Source organism: Curtobacterium sp. 18060, from assembly GCF_902706105.1.
Taxonomy (GTDB): domain Bacteria; phylum Actinomycetota; class Actinomycetes; order Actinomycetales; family Microbacteriaceae; genus Curtobacterium.
The window spans coordinates 1-16,664 of the sequence record NZ_CACSJV010000034.1 but is presented as its reverse complement, the minus strand read 5'-3'; the positions used below and the strand labels follow the sequence as shown (position 1 = coordinate 16,664).

At 71.3% G+C, this 16,664-nt stretch carries 18 protein-coding genes; 14 read left to right on the top strand and 4 right to left on the bottom strand.

Annotation, left to right across the window (positions count from 1 at the left end):
* Nucleotides 1-10: 10 nt before the first annotated feature.
* Together GVL05_RS14200 and GVL05_RS14195 are read right to left on the bottom strand one after the other, a co-directional pair.
* Nucleotides 11-610 (bottom strand): class F sortase, encoded by a 600-nt coding sequence (locus GVL05_RS14200; RefSeq protein WP_159573536.1) that lies wholly within the window; start codon nt 608-610, stop codon nt 11-13.
* Nucleotides 611-660: 50 nt separating this feature from the next.
* Complete coding sequence (locus tag GVL05_RS14195; protein ID WP_159573535.1) at nt 661-1,500, bottom strand: DUF4397 domain-containing protein; 840 nt, start codon at nt 1,498-1,500, stop codon at nt 661-663.
* Between the two features lie 239 nt (nt 1,501-1,739).
* Between GVL05_RS14195 and GVL05_RS14190 the strand changes: the two genes are divergently transcribed.
* From GVL05_RS14190 to csrA, 13 genes are all read left to right on the top strand, one after another.
* Nucleotides 1,740-2,021, top strand: coding sequence for a flagellar FlbD family protein (locus tag GVL05_RS14190; RefSeq protein WP_123938088.1), 282 nt, complete (start codon nt 1,740-1,742; stop codon nt 2,019-2,021).
* A gap of 1 nt (nt 2,022) precedes the next feature.
* Nucleotides 2,023-2,847: a motility protein A gene (locus GVL05_RS14185; RefSeq protein WP_159573534.1), complete on the top strand. Its 825-nt coding sequence runs from the start codon at nt 2,023-2,025 to the stop codon at nt 2,845-2,847.
* A 2-nt stretch (nt 2,848-2,849) separates the two neighbouring features.
* The gene (locus GVL05_RS14180; protein ID WP_159573533.1) at nt 2,850-3,779 is read left to right on the top strand and encodes a flagellar motor protein MotB; all 930 of its coding nucleotides are present in this window, start codon (nt 2,850-2,852) and stop codon (nt 3,777-3,779) included.
* Nucleotides 3,780-3,867: 88 nt separating this feature from the next.
* Complete coding sequence (locus GVL05_RS14175; protein ID WP_131920250.1) at nt 3,868-4,746, top strand: flagellar motor switch protein FliM; 879 nt, start codon at nt 3,868-3,870, stop codon at nt 4,744-4,746.
* Nucleotides 4,746-5,450 (top strand): flagellar motor switch protein FliN, encoded by a 705-nt coding sequence (gene fliN, locus GVL05_RS14170; protein ID WP_123292757.1) that lies wholly within the window; start codon nt 4,746-4,748, stop codon nt 5,448-5,450. The genes GVL05_RS14175 and fliN overlap by 1 nt, the downstream gene beginning before the upstream one ends.
* 7 nt (nt 5,451-5,457) lie before the next feature.
* Nucleotides 5,458-5,997, top strand: a complete 540-nt coding sequence (locus GVL05_RS14165; protein WP_159573532.1) for a flagellar biosynthetic protein FliO — start codon at nt 5,458-5,460, stop codon at nt 5,995-5,997.
* A gap of 68 nt (nt 5,998-6,065) precedes the next feature.
* On the top strand, nt 6,066-6,812 hold the full coding sequence (gene fliP / locus GVL05_RS14160) for a flagellar type III secretion system pore protein FliP (RefSeq protein WP_228505755.1): 747 nt from the start codon (nt 6,066-6,068) through the stop codon (nt 6,810-6,812).
* A gap of 9 nt (nt 6,813-6,821) precedes the next feature.
* A complete protein-coding gene (gene fliQ / locus GVL05_RS14155) occupies nt 6,822-7,097 on the top strand; it encodes a flagellar biosynthesis protein FliQ (protein ID WP_111084131.1) in 276 nt (91 codons plus the stop codon).
* Nucleotides 7,097-7,855: a flagellar biosynthetic protein FliR gene (locus GVL05_RS14150; protein ID WP_123339580.1), complete on the top strand. Its 759-nt coding sequence runs from the start codon at nt 7,097-7,099 to the stop codon at nt 7,853-7,855. Before fliQ ends, GVL05_RS14150 begins: the two co-directional genes overlap by 1 nt.
* Nucleotides 7,856-7,861: 6 nt before the next feature.
* Nucleotides 7,862-9,055: a flagellar biosynthesis protein FlhB gene (locus GVL05_RS14145; RefSeq protein ID WP_123292761.1), complete on the top strand. Its 1,194-nt coding sequence runs from the start codon at nt 7,862-7,864 to the stop codon at nt 9,053-9,055.
* A complete protein-coding gene (locus tag GVL05_RS14140) occupies nt 9,052-11,106 on the top strand; it encodes a flagellar biosynthesis protein FlhA (RefSeq protein WP_159573531.1) in 2,055 nt (684 codons plus the stop codon). Before GVL05_RS14145 ends, GVL05_RS14140 begins: the two co-directional genes overlap by 4 nt.
* Nucleotides 11,081-12,013 (top strand): hypothetical protein, encoded by a 933-nt coding sequence (locus GVL05_RS14135; RefSeq protein WP_159573530.1) that lies wholly within the window; start codon nt 11,081-11,083, stop codon nt 12,011-12,013. The genes GVL05_RS14140 and GVL05_RS14135 overlap by 26 nt, the downstream gene beginning before the upstream one ends.
* 4 nt (nt 12,014-12,017) lie before the next feature.
* Nucleotides 12,018-12,287 (top strand): carbon storage regulator CsrA, encoded by a 270-nt coding sequence (csrA, locus tag GVL05_RS14130; RefSeq protein WP_159573529.1) that lies wholly within the window; start codon nt 12,018-12,020, stop codon nt 12,285-12,287.
* Between the two features lie 113 nt (nt 12,288-12,400).
* Here csrA and GVL05_RS14125 read toward each other — a convergent pair whose 3' ends face one another.
* On the bottom strand, nt 12,401-14,374 hold the full coding sequence (locus tag GVL05_RS14125) for an acyl-CoA dehydrogenase (RefSeq protein WP_228505749.1): 1,974 nt from the start codon (nt 14,372-14,374) through the stop codon (nt 12,401-12,403).
* Between the two features lie 377 nt (nt 14,375-14,751).
* Between GVL05_RS14125 and GVL05_RS14120 the strand changes: the two genes are divergently transcribed.
* A complete protein-coding gene (locus GVL05_RS14120; protein WP_159573527.1) occupies nt 14,752-16,215 on the top strand; it encodes a peptide MFS transporter in 1,464 nt (487 codons plus the stop codon).
* Nucleotides 16,216-16,416: 201 nt separating this feature from the next.
* On the opposite strand, the gene GVL05_RS14115 is transcribed toward GVL05_RS14120, so the two are convergent.
* On the bottom strand, nt 16,417-16,664 hold a 248-nt coding region (locus tag GVL05_RS14115; RefSeq protein WP_159573526.1), incomplete at its 5' end, for a hypothetical protein.

Sequence of the window (16,664 nt, the reverse complement as noted above, 5' to 3'; positions counted from 1 at the left end):
GTCGCCTCGGTCAGATCGGTGCCGCGGTGACGACGAGGTTGCTCTCGTAGTGTCCGGTGCTCGTGTCGAACCGGCCGCCGCACGTGACCAGGACGAGTCGGCGCGGTCCGTCGTCGCGGAACACGTCTCCCCAGGGGAGGCCCTGCTTCTCGAGCGTGCTGACGGAGTCGATCCGCCACCGGGTGTCGGCACCGGCAGCGTCGGTGAGGGTGATCGTCGTCCCGCGGGGGACGTCCCGGAGCCGGGCGAAGGGTCCGATACCGTACCCGACGGCGTCGACGTGGGCGGCGATCACGACGGTGCCCTCCGGTGACGATGGCGCTGGGCCGAACCGGTACCACCCGGCGGTCGCGGGGTCGGGCGGGAGGCCCATCGCCCCGCTGCCGTCGACGCCCTCGGGCTGGACGGGGGCGCTGATGCCGTCGTGGTCGACGACGATGCCGGTCGGAGCCGGTGCGCGCCGGACCGGGGGGATGGTGGCTGCCTGCTGCGGCACCGCGGTCGAGAACGCCGTCGGGACCGGAGTGGGGGTGCTCGTCGGCAGGGCGGGCGGCTGCCCGTCGGGGGCGTATCCGGCCGACGAGCACCCGGTCAGGGATGCGACCGCCACGGCGACGACGATGGCCGTCACCGTGACGGACCGCACTGGGGACCGCACGTTCAGCGGCGGGCCGCTGCGGTGCGTCGACGGAGCAGCACGGCACCGATCGCGGCGGCTGCGGCCAGGGCTGCTGCTGCACCACCGACGAGCGGCAGAGCGGCCTGGCCGTTCGTGGCCACCAGACCCGCGTTGCCGGCGGGGACACCGTTCGGCGTGCCACCGAGGTCCGAGATCGTCTGCGTGGCGAGCGCGAGGTTCGAGTCGTCCAGGCTGCCCCACGCGTACACGATGGTGTCGGCGCCGGCCGTGACCGCGACGTCTGCCGGGCCGATCACGGGGTCGGTCGTCCCGGTCGCGGCGACGGTCGCCGAGACCGTGCCGGCCGCCAGTTCCAGTGCCTGCTCGTCCGGGTTCGACAGGTTCGTGACGGCGGCCTTCCCGCCGGCGAGGACGTCGACCGCGGGTGCGGCCGCGACGTGCCGGACGACGAGACGCCCCTGGCCGGCGGGCACGGCGGAGGTGTCGTTGGTGAACACCGTGGCGGTCGGTGATCCGTCCGCCGCGTCGTGTGCGACCGCGGTGTAGTTGCCGCCCGCGTCGAACGAGACGTCCGCCGGTCCGATGATCGGCTTCGACGCGTCGGCGGCGTCCGAGGCGGTGATGGCGAGTTGGTGTGCACCTGCCGGCACCATCATCGGACCGGCGAGGGTGCCGGGAGTGAAGTCGTCGATCGCCCGCTTCCCGTCGAGGTACACGTCCACGGTGACGTCCGGGACGGCGTGGAGGACCGAGAGTGTCGCCTCACCGGTGGCGGCGGTCGCGGCGGTCGCGGGCAGTACGACCGCGGCGGCCGCGAACAGCACACCGGCGCTCAGGCCGGTGACGAGTGTCTTGCGCATGGCGTTCTCCTTCGGGCCGGTCCGGGCCGGAGCGGACGGCGTCGTCATCGACGTCGTACCCCCACTACCTGCCGTGGACCCCGATCGGATGCACCGGATCCGTGCGGATCAGCCGAGCCGCCGCCAGACCGCTGCTAACGCCCCGGCCCCACCCGCCGATAGACCTCCGTGCAGGCCCACGGACGGGCAGCATCCCGCCCCACGGACGGCGGCGGGACGATCGAGAACCAGGACGGGCCATGATCGTCGTCACACGACTCAACGGCAGCGCATTCGCTGTCAACCCCGACCTCGTGGAGCGCATCCACGAGACGCCGGACACGACGCTCATCATGGTCGACGGGGCGAAGTACATCGTCCGCGAGTCCATGGCCGACGTCATCGACCTGATCGCCGCGTACCGCGCCCGCATCGTCGGCATGGCGTACGGCACCGACCTGCCGAACACGCGGAACGCCACCGGCCCCCAGCCGACGCTCGCCGCGGTCGCTCCGCTCCGCACGCAGGACGGGGGACGCTGACGTGGACATCGCGACGATCATCGGGATCCTGCTCGCCTTCGGCGCCCTGTTCGGCATGGTCGAGATGGAGCACGTCGAGCTCGCCGGGCTGTTCCTGCCCGCGCCGATGCTGCTCGTGTTCGGAGCCACCATCGGCTGCGGGATCGCGAGCACCACGCTGAAGGACGCCATCGCGAGCTTCAAGGCCGTCCCGAAGGCGTTCACCGGCAAGGTCACGCCACCGCAGTCGGTCATCGACGACGTCGTGGGCCTGGCGGAGACGGCTCGGTCGAACGGTCTGCTCGCCCTCGAGCAGGAGGCCGACAAGCACGACGACCCGTTCATGAAGAAGGCGCTGCAGAACATCGCGGACGGCACCGACGGCGACGAGCTGCGGATCCTGCTCGAGGACGAGATCGAGTCGAACGCGGCCCCCACGCGCAGTGCGAGTGCGTTCTTCATGGGACTCGGCGGCTTCGCTCCGACGGTCGGCATCATCGGCACCGTGGTGTCCCTGACCCACGTGCTCGCGAACCTCGGCAAGCCCGACGAGCTCGGTCCCCTCATCGCGAGTGCGTTCGTCGCGACCCTGTGGGGCCTGCTCACCGCGAACTTCATGTGGCTGCCGATCGGCGGCAAGCTCCGGAAGCTCGCACAGCTCGAGTCGGACCGCCAGACGCTCCTGATGGAGGGGCTGCTCGCGGTCCAGGCAGGCGGCCAGCCGCGCCTGCTCGGTGAACGCCTCAAGGCGATGGTGCCGCCGGCAGCGCGCACCGACACCTCGAAGAGCAAGGCCGGCAAGAACAAGCAGGACGCCGACGCCGACGACCAGCAGCTGGCGGCCTGACGATGAGCGCGAACCCCCGTGGCCGTGGCCGCGGTCGTGCGAAGAAGGGCCACGACGACGCCGAGCACCCCGACGAGCGCTGGATGGCCTCGTACATGGACATGATCACGGTGCTGATGTGCATGTTCCTGGTGCTGTTCGCCATGTCGACGGTCGACCAGGAGAAGTACATCGCCCTGAAGAACTCCCTGGCGACCGGCTTCGGCGAGGTGAAGTCGCAGAAGGTCGACACCGCCAGCGGCACGGTGGTGACGAAGGACCAGGTCGAGGACGGCTCCGGGTACTCGACCGACAAGTCGCAGGCCGACCACTCGACGGCGTCGTCCGGCACGAAGGACACCAACGTCGACCCCGCGTCGACCGTCGTGCCGGTGACCGCGACGAAGCAGGACCTCGCCGACGCCCAGAAGGAGCTCGACGACCTCACCGCGATCGAGCAGGCGATCAAGCAGAACCTCGCGAAGGCCGGCCAGACCGCGAACGTGCAGTTCACCGTCGACGCCCGTGGCCTGATCGTCCGGCTCGTCGGCAGTGAGACCTACTTCGGCACGAACAGCGCCGACCTGTCCGACCAGGCGAGGTCGATCATGGACGCGATCGCCCCGGTCCTGCAGACGAGCCACCACGACGTCAGCGTCGAGGGGCACGCCGACCAGCGGAACTCGACGGCACCGTACGCCACCAACTGGGAGCTCAGCGCCGCTCGGGCGACGGGGGTGCTGCGCGACCTCGTCGAGCGTGGCGGGATGCCGGGCGACCACGTGCAGAGCGTCGGCTTCGGGTCGAGCCGGCCGCTCGCGAAGGGCGGCACCGACCAGGACCTCGCCCTGAACCGACGGGTCGACATCGTGGTCCTGTCGAACGCCGACCAGGACGTCAGCGCGCTGATGCCGGCACTGGCGAAGGCGCAGGACGGAGCACGCCAGGGCTGACGCACGATCGACGGGGCTGGAGACCCCGCATCCCCAGTACGGGGTACAGCACTGACGGGTGCCGCACAGGCGACCGATAGACGCACCCGTGACCGAGACCCTGCCAGCGCCCGAGGTGTACGACTTCGCGCGCCCGTCGACGCTCGCCCGCGAGCACGCCCGGGTCCTCGAGCTCGCGTTCGAGACCTTCGCGCGGCAGTGGGGCACGCAGCTCACCGCGAAGGTGCGTGCCGTCAGCCAGGTCACCTGCGAGCAGGTGCAGATGGTGACGTACGACGAGTACGCCGCCTCGCTGCCCGCGCTCACCGGCATGGTGCTGCTGCCGATCGCGGACATCGCCCCGAAGGGCGTCCTGCAGGTCCCGCTCGACGCCGCGCTGACCTGGGTCTCGCACGCCCTCGGCGCCTCGAAGCCGCTGCCGACCCCGGAGCGCACCTTCACGCCCATCGAGCAGGCCCTCGTGCGCAAGATCGTCGAGGACGCCCTCGACGACCTCCGCTACTCGTTCGGCGGGTTGCTCGCGCACGACGTCACGGCTGGTGGCTTCCAGTTCAACTCGCAGTTCGCCCAGGCCGCCCAGAAGGGCGACCTGATGATCGTCGCGGCGTTCTCGATCCGCGTCGGCGACCGCGTCGCCCCCGGCACGCTCGCGTTGCCGGCCGAGGCCGTGCTGCCGCAGCTCGGCGAGGCCGCCGCGCACGTGTCGCCCGCCGACGCCCAGGCCCTGCTCGACGCGCAGCTCGCGGGCGTCCCCGTCGGCGTCAGCCTGCGCTTCGCCCCGGCGACCGTCCTGCCCACGCAGGTGCTCCGGCTCGCGGTCGGCGACGTCCTGCCGCTGCCGCACCCGCAGCACCGCCCCCTCACCATCGCGGTCGACGGTGAACCCGTCGGCACCGCCGCGGTCGGCGCGAACGGCTCGCGCCTCGCCGGCATCGTCGTCACCACCACGAGCACGGAGCAGCACTGATGACCGAAACGACCACCCTCCAGACCACCGCGGCCGAGTCGCTCGCGGCGCAGCTCCCGACGGCCGTCCCGCTGGGTGCGCTGCTGCTGCCGGGAGGCGCGACCCCGGTCGTGCTCGAAGCGGCGACCGACGCCGTGGTCGCGTCGTTCGTCGGCGGCCTGTCGGCCGATCTGGCACTCGTGCTCACCGACCTCGAGGCCGTGATCGCTGCCGGCGGCACCGACCACGGGATCGTGGCCGTCACCGACGTGCTGCGTCCGTCGCTTGAGGCCGCCGCGTCCGTGCTCGGCGTCGGGGTCCTCGGTGAGGCGAGCCGCGAGTCGGCGGCGGCGCTGCTGGCCGACCCCGACACGGTGGTGTTCGAGCTGACCGCCGGTGGTGTCCCGAGCGGCTGGTTCGGCATCCGGGTGCGCGAGCACGGCACGGTCTCGGCCGCCGCACCCGTCGGGGTGCCCGCCGGCAACCTCGGCCGCATCAACAACGTCGAGATGACCCTGACCGTGGAGATCGGCCGCACCCGCATGTCGGTCCGCGACGTGCTCGGCATGGAGCCCGGCGCGGTCGTCGAACTCGACCGCAGCGCCGGTGCGCCCGCCGACGTCCTGCTGAACGGTCGCCTCATCGCGCACGGCGAGGTCGTCGTCGTCGACCAGGACTACGCCGTCCGGATCACCCGCATCCTCGACGTCGCCGAATCCCTCTGAGCCCCGCGTGGACACCCTCCTCATCACGCTCCGCGTCGCGCTGTCGCTCGGCGTCGTGCTCGCCCTCATGTGGGTGCTGCACCGTGCCAGCAAGAAGCGCTTCGCGGGCAAGACCTCCGGGCGCCGTGCGGCGACCGTCGAGGTCGTCGGTCGCCAGGGCCTCGGCGGCAAGGCGAGCGTCGTGGTGGTGGACGTCGAGGGGGAGCGTCTGGTGCTCGGGGTCTCCGAGCAGGGCGTCAGCCTGTTGACGAGCGGGCAGGCGCCCGCTCCGGAGCTCACCATCGTGACCGGACCCGTGCAGCTGCCCGTGCGTCCCGCCCCGTCGGCCGACGCGTTCGGTCAGGAACTGGCGCTGCAGGCGGACGCCCCCACGTCCCTCCCGTCCGACCGAACGGAAGCCACGGCGCAGCCCCTCCCGATGCGCCCGCGCAACCGTCGTCCGCAGCGCACCACGGTGCCGACCGCGCAGCAGCTGCAGGGCTCGATCCTGTCGGTCGACACCTGGCGGCAGGCAGCCGCCGCCCTGCGGAACCGGCGCGCCGGGTGACCGCGGTCCGCACCGGACGCACCGCCGCCCTCGTCCTGCTCGGGCTGGCGGTCGTCGCCGGCTTCCTCATGCTCACCGCGACCGGTGCCCACGCCGCCGGCGTCGTCGAACCGACCGCCCCCGCGACGCCGACCGCTCCCGCGAACGGCGACTTCAGCGTCAGCGTGAACGGTCCGGACGGCACCCCGTCGTCGGCCGTCGTGACGCTCATCGGCATCACGCTGCTCAGCGTCGCCCCGGCGCTCATGCTCATGATGACGTCGTTCACGAAGATCTTCGTCGTCCTCGCGATGACGCGGAACGCCCTGGGGCTGCAGTCGATCCCGCCGAACCAGGTGATCGCGGGCCTGGCGCTGTTCCTGTCGCTGTTCGTGATGGCGCCGGTGCTCGGGCACATCAACGACGACGCCCTGCAGCCCTACCTGGCCGGCCACCTCGACTTCAACCAGGCCGTCGAGATCGGCACGAAGCCGCTCCGGACCTTCATGCTGCACCAGACCCGTGACGAGGACGTCGCCCTGATCACCCGCGCCGCAGGGCTCGACAACCCGAAGTCGATGGCCGACGTGCCGATGACGACCGTCATCCCGGCGTTCATCATCTCGGAGCTCCGCAGCGCGTTCATCATCGGGTTCGTCATCTTCATCCCGTTCCTGGTGATCGACCTCGTCGTCTCGGCGGCGCTCATGTCGATGGGCATGATGATGCTCCCGCCGGTCATGATCTCGCTGCCCTTCAAGATCCTGCTCTTCGTCCTGGTCGACGGCTGGGGCCTCATCATCACGTCGCTCATCGAGAGCTACCACGTTGTCTAGGGGGCAGGCATGAACCAGCAGGCCGTCATCGACCTGGTCCTCCAGGCGCTCCTGGTCGCGGGCAAGCTCGCCGCTCCGGTGCTCGTCACGTCGCTCGTCGTCGGGTTCGCGATCTCGCTGTTCCAGTCCGTGACCCAGATCCAGGAGGTCACGCTCTCGTTCGTGCCGAAGGCCGTCGCCGTCGCGATCGCCCTGGTCGTCTGCGGCAACTGGATGATCTCGGAGATGGTGGCGTTCACGCACGTCGCCTTCGACATGATCCCGAAGCTGCTCGGCAGCGGCTGATGGAGCTCGCGATCAACGCCGACCGTCTGGAGGCGACCATGCTCGCCGGCGTCCGGCTCGTCGCGTTCTTCGTCATCGCGCCGCCGTTCTCGTACCGGGCGTTCCCCGGCACCGTGAAGGTGATCCTCGGGCTCGGCCTGGCGATCGGGGTCGCCCCCCGCGTCGCGGTCGGATACGAGTCGCTCGACACCGGGCCCTTCCTGCTCGCGCTGCTCACCCAGCTCGTCGTCGGGTTGTCGCTCGGCTTCCTGGTGTTTCTGGTGTTCGCCGCGGTGCAGTCCGCCGGTGCGCTCATCGACCTGTTCGGCGGGTTCACGCTCGCGCAGGCGTTCGACCCGCAGTCGCAGGTCAACGGCGCCCAGTTCACCCGGCTGTTCCAGATGGCGGCGCTCGCGCTCCTGTTCACCTCGGGCGGGTACCAGCTCATCGTCGGTGGGCTCGTGCGGTCCTTCGACGCCGTGCCCCTCACCGGCAGCTTCGCGGTCGACGGTCTGGCCCACCTGCTCGTGGCGGCGATGTCGCAGATGTTCCTGGCGACGCTGCAGATCGCCGGGCCGCTGGTGGTCGTGCTGTTCCTGGCGGACGTCGGCCTCGGGCTGCTCACCCGTGTCGCACCGGCCCTCAACGCGTTCCAGATGGGGTTCCCGATCAAGATCGGGCTGACCGTCCTGTTCGCCGGAGCGCTCTTCATGGCCCTGCCCTCGGTGGTGTCGTCGCTGACCGGCGACGCCGTCCAGGCGATCACGGGACGGGGGTGAGGCGCCGTGTCCGACAGTGGTGAGAAGTCCGAGAAGGCCACCCAGAAGCGCATGCAGGAGGTCCACCGGAAGGGCCAGCTCGGCCGGTCCCAGGACCTCGGTGCGTGGATCGGCATCGCCGTCGTCGCACTCATGGTGCCGTCGATGATCGGCAACGCGGCAGCCGCAGGCACGGCACAGCTCGTCGCCGTGCAGTCCGTCATCGCGAACCCGACGATCGGCACCATGAACCACGTGTTCGGCGACGCGATGGCCAGCGTCGGCGCGACCCTCGGCCCGATGCTCGCGGTGGTGCTCGTCGCCGTCACCGCGGCCGCCGTCGCGCAGGGCGGGGTGCACATCCGGAAGCTCGCGCCCGAGGCGTCGCACTTCGACCCCATCGCGGGCCTGAAGCGCGTGTTCGGCGTCCAGGCGCTCTGGAACGGGGCGAAGGCGCTGCTGAAGACCACCGTCGTCGGCCTCGTGCTCTGGTTCGCCGTGCAGGGCCTGATGCCCGTGCTCATGACCAGCGGCTCGCTGCCGTTGTCCGCCGTGCTCGAGGCCGCAGCGGACGGCGCGGGCACCCTGCTCCGCGCCGCGATCGCCGCCGGGCTCGTCCTCGCCGCGATCGACGTGCTCGTGGTCATCCGCCGCAACCGCAAGCGCACCATGATGACCAAGCGCGAGGTCAAGGACGAGCAGAAGAAGAGCGACGGCGACCCGCTCGTCAAGGGTCAGCGCCGCTCCCGCCAGCTCGCGATGAGCCGCAACCGGATGATCCAGGCGGTCGGCACCGCTGACGTCGTCATGACGAACCCGACCCACTACGCCGTCGCGCTCAAGTACGAGCCGGGCAAGGCCGCGCCCCGGGTGGTCGCGAAGGGCGCCGGGCCCGTCGCCGACGTCATCCGTGCCCGGGCGGAGGAGGACCGTGTGCCGATCGTGCGCGACGTCCCGCTCACCCGAGCGCTGCACGCCGCGTGCGAGCTCGGGCACGAGATCCCCGTCGACCTGTACACGCCGGTCGCCCGGGTGCTGTCGTTCGTGATGGCCCTGAAGGCCCGCGGTGCAGCGGCCGGCACCCACGCACCACCGAGGCCGACCACGCCCGACGAGGTGGCGAGCGTCATCGACCCGGCCACGTTGACCGGTGACCTCCGCCCCCGCAAGCTCCGCGCACCGCGCATCGCCGAGACCCCGACCGAAGGACTCCCCGCATGAACCGCAAGGACCTGCCGAAGCTCGTCGTCCCGGTGTTCATCGTCGGCATCATCCTGCTGCTGATCCTGCCGGTGCCGTCGTTCCTGCTCGACTTCCTGATCATCATCAACATCCTGCTGGCGCTGGTGATCCTGCTCACGACGCTGTTCGTGAAGAAGCCGCTCGACTTCTCGGTGTTCCCGTCGCTGCTGCTCGTCGCGACGCTGTTCCGCCTCGGCCTGAACGTGGCGTCGACCCGGCTCGTGCTCGGCGAGGGCTTCGCCGGCGACGTCATCCAGGCGTTCGGCCACGTCGCCGTGTCCGGGTCGATCATCATCGGCGCGGTGATCTTCCTCATCCTCATCGTCATCCAGTTCGTCGTCGTGACGAAGGGTGCCGAGCGCGTCGCCGAGGTCGGAGCACGGTTCACCCTCGACGCCATGCCCGGCAAGCAGATGGCGATCGACGCCGACCTGAACGCCGGGCTCATCACCGACCAGCAGGCGAAGGACCGCCGTGCCGCGGTCTCCGCCGAGGCCGACTTCTACGGCGCGATGGACGGCGCCTCGAAGTTCGTCAAGGGCGATGCGATCGCCGGCATCCTGATCATCATCATCAACCTGGTCGGCGGCATCGCGATCGGCATGCTGCAGAACGGGCTGTCCGCCACCGATGCCCTGTCGAAGTACGGCATCCTGACGATCGGCGACGGTCTCGTCACGCAGATCCCGGCCCTGCTCATGGCGGTCTCCACCGGCATGATCGTCACGCGCTCCGGCGCGGAGTCCGAGATGGGTGCCTCGGCCGCCACCCAGCTCTCGCAGTCGCGCAACGCCCTGATGATCGCCGGCGTCGCCGCCATCGCGATGGGGTTCATCCCCGGCATGCCGATCCTGCCCTTCCTGCTCGTCGGTGCGACCCTGCTGTTCACCGCGTGGCGCATCGGCCGGAACGCCGCGAACGCCGAGTCCGCCGCCGCCGAGCAGCAGGCCCTCGAGGCCGCCGCGCCCTCCGGCGACACCCCCGAGGACCTCATCGAGCAGATGCGCGTGCACGCCCTCGAGATCCTGCTGGCGCCCGACCTGGTCGACATGGTGTCCGGCGCCTCCGACGACCTGCTCGGCCGGGTCCGTGCCCTCCGTCGCAAGATCGCCGTCGACATGGGCATCGTCGTGCCGCCGGTCCGAACCCGCGACAGCATCGACCTGCCGCCGTCGACCTACGCCATCCGGATCGCCGGCGTCGAGGCCGGCCGCGGCACCGCCCCGGCCCGCAGCGTCCTGGCGCTCGGCGACCACCTGGACGGGCTGCCGGGCACCTCGACGGTCGAGCCCGTGTTCGGCCTGACCGGCAAGTGGGTGCCCGCCGAACTCCGGCACGCCGCCGAGATGACCGGCGCCACCGTGATCGACCGGGTGTCCGTGCTCGTCACGCACCTGCAGGCCGTCATCGGCGACAACGCCGCCCGCCTGCTCACCCGCGAGGACGTCAAGGTCCTGACCGAGGGCGTCAAGCAGGTCAACCCCGCCGCGGTCGAGGAACTCGTGCCGGGCATGCTCTCGATGGCCGAACTCCAGCGCGTGCTGCAGGGCCTGCTCGCCGAACGCGTGCCGATCAACGACCTCGGCCGGATCTGCGAGGCGCTGACCCTGCGCGCCAAGGCCTCCACCGACCCCGAGGGGCTGGTCGAGGCCGCCCGCGCCGCACTCGGCCCCGCCCTCGCCGCCCGCCACACCGACCAGGGCACCCTGCGCGTCATCATGATCGACCCGCTGCTCGAGCAGTCGATGCTCGAGGGCCTGCGACCGTCCGAACAGGGCAGCCAGATCGTCCTCGACGCCCACCGCATCGAGCAGGTCCTGGGCTCCGTCCGCGATGCCGTGCGCAGCATCGAGGACCAGGGACTGTCCGCCGTCCTCGTCTGCGCCCCGCAGCTCCGCCCGGCCGTGCACCGCATGGTCGCCGCCCAGTCGAACGGGCTCCCGGTGCTGTCGTACCAGGAGGCCACCGCCGCGGGCTCCACCATCGAGACCGTGGGAGTGGTCCGTGCCGCCGACCCGATTGCAGCGTAACGGCGCGACGCTCGACGAGGTCCGCGACGCCGTCCGGACCGAGTTCGGCGCGGGTGCACGGATCGTCGCCGCCGAGCGGGTCACCACGCCGGGCATCGGCGGGCTGTTCCGCAAGGCGCACGTCGAGGCGACCGTCGAGGTGCCGGAACCGGGGGAGACCCCGACCGCACGCGTCGTGATCGCCGACTCACCCGTCCAGCGGATCGGCATCGCGGCGCTGCTCGCCGACGCCGACGCGGCCGAGGCCCGCATCGCGCGCGGTGACGGCACCCAGGCGACGCGTGCCGACGCGTTCGCGTCGGTGCTCGACGGCTTCGTGGCGGACGGGATCACGGGGAGCGCCCCGCGCCCGACGCGCGCCCTGCCCGGAGCGGACGGGCCTGCGGACGTCGACCCGCGCCTCCAGGCCGTCACCGACACCCTGCCAGGAGGCCCGGCCACCGTCCCCGACGTCGCGCCCGGCCGGCGCGCGGCCCGGTCCACGGCGCCTGCCGTGCGATCTGCTGTCCCGGCAGTGCGGTCTGCTGACGGTGACCTGGTCCTGTTGGTCGGCCGGGCGAACGACGTCGACGCCGCGGCCGGGCTGTTCGCCGTCCGGCACGCGCTGCGGCCGACGGACGCCGCCGACCGGCGGTCCGCCATCCTCGCGCGTGCCGACGGCGTGCGCGACGGCCACGCGGTGCTCGCCGTCGCCGCGTGGGACGACCGGGCGACCGGCGAAGGGATCGAGGCCGACCAGGTCTGGGTGGTCGTCGACGTCGGACGGAAGCCCGAGGACACTGCGGCGATGGTGTCCGCGGTGGCCGCACGGCTGCCGGTGGCCGGTGTCGTCGCGATCGGCGCGGGGGAGACCGCCACGCCGGAGTCCGTCGACCTGCTGGGGGTCCCCGTCCTGTCGCTAGGCTGAGCGGGTGCTGGTACTCACGCGGAAGGTCGGCGAGCGGATCCTCGTCGGTGACGACATCGTCATCACGGTCCTCGACGCCCGGGGCGACGGCGTCCGGATCGGCATCGACGCACCACGCGGGGTGAAGATCCAGCGTGAAGAGGTCGTGCGGGCGGTCGCCGAGGCGAACGCCGAGGCCGCTGCGGCTGCCAGCGCGACCGGTGCCTCCGGTGACGACGCCGAGGCGCGGCTGCGTGCCGCGCTCGGCGACCGCGGCGGGGCCGACCGGGCGTAGTCCGGGCCGGGCGCGGTCGTTGTCGCACCGTCGTCGGCGAGCGCGCCCCGTGGCGGGCATAGCGCCCCGACTCTTCGGGGCGCGATGACGCTGGCGGGGCGCGGGCCGGGCGGCTACGCGCGGGGCTTCTTCTCCTGTTCGGGGAGTCGTCCGGCTGCCGCCTCGGCGGCGAACCACGCCCGGGCCTCGTCCTGGCGCGCCTGCTCCTCGCCGAGCGCGATCGGCGCCCGCACGTGGCCGGGCTCGTAGCCGAAGGTCTCGATGAGCTGCGGGACCACCGGACGGAGCCGCGCCACGAGCCGGTCGATCGACGCCGACACCGCACGGGCACGCTGCGCGCTCAGGCGGCCGTGCACCAGGTACCAGTCGAGGTGCTGCTCGAGCAGCCCGAGCGCGAACAGGTCGCGCAGCCACACGAGGACCCGGCGGGTGTCGCCCTCGGGGACCGCGTCGAGCCCCTCGGTGAAGGCGTCCCACTGCATGAGTTCCGCGTGGGCGCGCGCAGCCTCGATCAGCTCGTGCTGCGACCGGTTCAGGAGGACGGCCTGGCGGGCGCGGTCCTTGCCGGCGGTGTTCAGCCGGAGCCCGATCTCGGTGACCATCGTGTCCACGCGGCCGGCGAGCAGCGCGCGCTGCGTGGCGGGGTCGTGCAGGTCCGTGACGCTCGCGGCGAGCGACCCGCGGTCGGCGACGGTCTGGCCCAGGCGGCGGAGGCCCGAGGCGTCCGCGAGCTTCGCGCCCACCTGCGAGGCGACGAACTTCGCGGTCGACGCGGCGTCGCGCGGCGCCCGCTTCCGGAAGTCGGTGAGCAAACGCTTGCCGACGAGCTGCAGCAGGACGGTGTTGTCGCCCTCGAACGTCACGTAGACGTCGAGGTCGGCGCGCAGGCTCGTCAGGCGGTTCTCGGCGAGGAAGCCCGCGCCGCCGCAGGCCTCACGGCACTCCTGCAGGGTGTCGAGGGCGGACCACGTCGACAGCGACTTGAACGCGGCGGCCTGGGTCTCCAGGTCCTCGCGGCGCTCTGGGGTGTCGGCTCGCCCGCTGAACACGTCGTCGAAGGTGCGGAGCAGCTGCTCGTGCGCGAACGACTGCGCGAACACCGTCGCCAGACGGGGGATCAGTCGGCGCTGGTGCCGGCCGTAGTCGAGCAGGACGCCCTCGACACCGCCCGCCGTCGGGAACTGCCGGCGCTGCATCGCGTACGTCAGCGCGATCTGCAGCCCGATCTTCTGGGCGACGACCGCGGCACCGTCGAGCGACACGCGGCCCTGCACCAGGGTGCCGAGCATCGTGAAGAAGCGGCGTCCGGGCGAGTCGATCGGCGAGCTGTAGGTGCCGTCCTCGGCGACGTCGCCGTAGCGGTTCAGCAGGTTCGTGCGGGGGACGCGGACGTGGTCGAAGTGCAGCCGGCCGTTGTCGATGCCGTTCAGGCCACCCTTGACGCCGTCGTCCTCGCCGCCGACGCCCGGCAGGAACGCGCCGTCGTCGTCACGGAGCGGCACGTAGAACGCGTGCACGCCGTGGTCGACGCCCTGGGTGACGAGCTTCGCGAAGACGACCGCCGCCTTGCCGTGCAGGGCCGCGTTGCCGATGTAGTCCTTCCACGCCCCGCGGAACGGCGTGTGCACGACGAACTCCTGCGTGGCGGGGTCGTAGGTCGCCGACGTGGCGATGTTCTGCACGTCCGAACCGTGGCCGGTCTCGGTCATGGCGAAGCAGCCGGGCACGTCGAACCCGATGATGCCGGGCAGGAACTCCTCGTGGTTCCGTGCGGTGCCGAGGTGGTGCACCGCGGAGCCGAACAGGCCCCACTGCACGCCGGCCTTGATCTGCAGCGACGGGTCGGCGGTGGTGATCTCCTCGAACGCCGCCAGGTTGCCGCCGTGGTTGTCCTGGCCGCCGAGCTCCGGCGGGTACGGACGCTGGATGGCTCCGGCGTCGACCAGGATCTGCAGCTGCTCGAACGCGCGCGCTCGGTGCTCGATGGTGCCGAGACCCTCGGTCTTGTGGAGTGCGGGGTCGAGCACGAGGCGGCGGGAGATCCGGCGGTCCTCGGCCCAGCGGCCGAGCAGGAGGGTCTCGACCATGTCGACGTCGATGCGGATGTCGGTCTGCTTGCCCGGGTTGTCGCTCGTGTGCTTGCTCGCGTTCTCGCCCGAGTTCTCGCTGGCGTTCGTGCCCGGGTTCACGCCGGCGTCGTGCTTCGCCGTGGGCGTGCCGGTGTGCTGCGCGGATGCGGTGTCGACCATGGTCGGAGTCCTCCTGAACTGCGGTGTCCGGTGTTGCGCTCCCCACGCTAGACACCGCCGCCGGGAGCCGGCGGAACGCCGTGCGGGCCGCACAACGCTGCCCGGCACGGACCGACCACGATGGTGGGAACCCTCCAACTGCACGCGTCGATCGATTTGATGAGCACCCATCGACGATTGGGCGCGCCACCGGCCCGCGGGGCAGACTGGCCGACATGTCAGGCTCCACCACGGGACACGATCCCAAACCCAAACGCACCTTCTTCGGACAGCCGTTCGAGCTGTCGACGCCCTTCGCGGTGGAGCTCTGGGAGCGCTTCTCGTTCTACGGCATGCAGGGCATCGTCCTGATCTACATGTACTACACGGTCACGCAGGGCGGCCTGGGGATCGACAAGGGCATCGCGACCGGGATCATGGGCGCGTACGGCGGCGCCGTGTACCTGTTCACGATCATCGGTGCGTGGATCGCCGACCGGCTGCTCGGTGCCGACCGCACCCTGTTCGGCAGCGCGATCGTCGTCATGCTCGGCCACATCGCCCTGGCGCTCATCCCCGGGGTGGCCGGCGTGGGCGTCGGGCTCGTGCTCATCGCGCTCGGGTCCGGCGGACTCAAGGCGACCGCCACGACGATCGTCGGCGGGCTCTACAGCCGCGACGACCCCCGCCGTGACGCCGGCTTCTCGCTGTACTACCTCGGCGTGAACCTCGGAGCGTTCTTCGGGCCGCTCCTGACCGGCCTGCTGCAGAGCTCGCTCGGCTTCCACTACGGCTTCGGGCTCGCCGCCGTCGGCATGGCAGCCGGCCTGGTCCAGTACGCCATCCGCCGGAAGAACCTGCCCGACACGGTCCGCCACGTGACGAACCCGGTCGACCGCCGACGCCTGCCGCTGATCGGCGTCGGGGTCGTCGTCGCCCTGGTCGTGATCGCGGTCGCCGTCCTGACCGGGCTGCTGAACGTCGGCAACCTGCCCACCGTGGTCGTCGCGATCGTGATCCTCGCCACGATCGGGTACTTCGTCGTCATCCTGACGAGCGGCATCACGGCGCAGGAGCGCTCGCGGGTGTTCGCGTTCATCCCGCTCTTCATCGGCAGCGCCGTGTTCTGGTCGCTCTACCAGCAGCAGTTCACCGTCGTCACGGTCTACTCCGACGAGCGACTGAACCGCTCGCTCTTCGGGTGGGACATGCCGGTCTCGTGGGTGCAGTCGATCAACCCGGTCTTCATCATCGTGCTGTCCGGGGTCTTCGCGGCGCTCTGGACCAAGCTCGGCGACCGACAGCCGTCCACCCCGACGAAGTTCGGCCTGGGCACCGGCATCATGGGCGTCGCGTTCCTGCTGTTCCTGCCCTTCGTCGGCTCGGGCCAGAACGGCACGCCGCTGCTCGCCCTGGTCGGCATCCTGCTCGTCTTCACGCTGGCCGAGCTGCTGCTGTCACCCGTCGGGCAGTCCGTCGCCACGAAGCTCGCGCCGCCGAAGTTCCAGACGCAGATGGTCGCGCTGTTCTTCCTGTCCGTGTCGCTCGGCACCGCCGTCACCGGAGTGCTGTCGCAGTACTACGACCCGGCGAACGAGGCACCGTACTTCGCCGTGCTCGGTCTCGTCGCCGTCGCGGTCGGCGTGGTCCTGCTCGTCCTGGCCAAGCCGGTCCTGAAGCTCATGCGCGGTATCCGCTGATCCGTCGCGGCATCCGCTGATCCGTCGCGGCATCCGCTAACCTGAGGGAAGCCACACGGCCGAAGCAACCAAGGAGTCACCCCATGCTCGAACTCATCGCCGGCATCATCATCGGCATCGGCGTCCTCGGTGGTGTGGGCTGCTGCATGGCGGTCGCCGCCATGATGAAGAGCGGCTCCGAAGAGTACTGAGCCCGCTGGGCTACTCGCCGCTGCCGGTCGTGATCGGCACCAACTGACGACTCAGGACGGTCGCGCGCTCGAAGGGGCCGCGGCCGTCCTTCGTGTACACGGGCTCCTCGAACGCGACGGTCCACGACAGCGGTTCGCCGACGCCGGGGTAGCCGACGATCTGGTTGCCGCCAGGAGCCACGATCAAACCGATCGGCTCGTCGGCCCACCGCTCACCGCCCTCCGCGGAGTCGATGACCTGCACGAGCGCACCGATGC